Here is a 2012-nt window from a genome sequence, read left to right as displayed (position 1 = left end):
AAAAACGCCGGTCTCTTGCTGTTTGTCTTTGTTGTCGTTGTCTTGCATTGGTTTTCCAGCCTGCTTGGCGGCCTGCTGTACGCCGCTGTTAGATTGCTGGGCAGGACTAGGCCTCGCATTAGCCGTACTGCCCCCTACGCTCGATCCCGCTGATGTAGAGCCCTTGAGGGCCGCGCCGCCACCAGTGCTGGCACCCACTCCAGAGGACGCGGCGTTGCCCATTGAAGCCGCTGCACCGATGCCGGAGTTTGCCGCACCGGCAAAGCTGGAGTTAATAGAGCCAGCCAATCCTCCGCTACCAGCCGCCCCTGCGGCACTTGTACCACCACCGGCAGCGCCAAGCACACCAGCGGCGGCGGGCGCAGCGGCACCGGCCGTGGCGATGGTGGCGACTGCGGCAGCAGCACCGGCCGCACCGGCCGCAGCCATTCCGCCGAGGGCCGAACCGCCGCCCATAGATGTGCCGCTTATCATCCCGCCAATCAGTTCGGGAATAGTCTTGGTCAGATAGGCGCATACCAGAGCCAAACCTGCCAATGTCATCAGAGATGCTTCGTCATTGGTATAAGCCGCTAACCAGGACTTCGCCGATGTGACAATAATTCCTACGATCAATGTTAAGACGAACAGCTTGGCACCTACGGCAACAACGAAGCGGAGTGGTGCAATTGCAAAATCGCGTGTCCATTGCGAACCACCGAAACCGAAGAAAAGCACGGAGGCATTGATGATGACGTACGACTCTACAAGCGTCACAAACATGAATGCCGCAATAAATGCGAAGCACAGTAAAACCAAGCAACCAACAAGCGCGATAAGGACTGCTTTACCCGGAGAGAAAAGTGATATTCCCTCCACGATGGTGCGTGAGAAGTTGACAGCCACCGCGAACATATCACCCGGCTGAAGCGCACGGCCCAGACCGCTAGCCGTGCCCGCTGCTTCTCGGAAGCTGTCCACTACGGCTGTCGCCCATGGAACGGAATGCTCAATGACTGCGTAGAAAAAGCCAATGACCATGAAGAAGCGGATCAGCTCTCCGACAACTTCGCCTAGGTCAGCTTGTTTCATCACTAAAGGCATGAACGTCCAAACCAATTGGATGAGAGCGAGAGACGCCAGCAATTTGAGTGCATACCCTTGTAGCCGTGGTGACCATTCACTTGCGGCTTGATAAAGCATCCGCAAAAGCCCGTTCATTTCATTGCTTTGAGTTACATCTCCTGCTGCCATCACGCTACCGGCCGAAAGCAAGAGTGTTGCACTGACAAGTGCTAGAAATGTTGAGCGTTGCATAGTTAGAAATCCTCAGACGGGCCCCAGTTGTTTTTCCGGGCTTCAAATTTTTTATCCGTGTCTGATTGCATCGAACGCTCAGTAGCCACGCAATCGGTGCGGATAGAAACAATGAATCCGGACAGAACAGCACCACTAAGAGCAGAGACGATGCATAACCCAGCGATCAGATTTTTAGATATGAACATAGTTAGAAATCCTCGGAGGGCCCCCAGTTGTTTCTACGGGCCTCGAACTGTTGCTCGGCGGCTTCGCTAGCAGCCTTTCGGTCGCCCTGCTGAGCCATATAGTTACCTTGCATGTTTATTTGCGTAGCCAGTAGATCGCGCAGTTTTTGCAACTGCTGCACGTTCTGAGAGGCTATCTCGTTGCCTGCCTGAATGGCTTGCATCCGGCCCACGGCCGACTGTGAGCGAGCCACCATGTGATCGAGCTGGGTATCCTCAGACTCGAAGGTGCTGGTATTGAGATTGGCAGCTTCAAGGGCCGCTTTTGCGCTGTCGCGGTTTTGCTCTGACCACTTCTGATAGCGCTCACGCGCTGGTACTTCCGCCGAGTTTGCAGCTTGATTTAGGTAGGACTGAAAGCCAGGAAAAGCGGTGTTGAACTGCGAGTCCATATTCTGGATCTGGCGGCCTAGTGTCCTGTCTCAGATAAAAACGTTCTCTTTTGTTCTCGCGTGCCATAGCCTCTCGGGCCCTCTGGATCTTGCGCAA

At 54.8% G+C, this 2012-nt stretch carries 1 protein-coding gene and 1 pseudogene; both read right to left on the bottom strand.

Translation table 11 applies throughout. The annotated features are described in order from the left end of the window. On the bottom strand, positions 1 to 1296 hold a 1296-nt coding region (gene trbL, locus KUO17_RS26100), incomplete at its 3' end, for a P-type conjugative transfer protein TrbL (protein ID WP_217978434.1). A 190-nt stretch (positions 1297 to 1486) separates the two neighbouring features. After that, positions 1487 to 1942 (bottom strand): annotated as a pseudogene (gene trbJ, locus KUO17_RS26095) (P-type conjugative transfer protein TrbJ); the annotation flags it as partial. Positions 1943 to 2012: the final 70 nt, after the last annotated feature.

The sequence above is a fragment of the Pseudomonas aegrilactucae genome (assembly GCF_019168305.1).
GTDB lineage: Bacteria > Pseudomonadota > Gammaproteobacteria > Pseudomonadales > Pseudomonadaceae > Aquipseudomonas > Aquipseudomonas aegrilactucae.
Note: the sequence above shows the minus strand (reverse complement) of the source record. Positions and strands in the feature narration are given on the sequence as shown.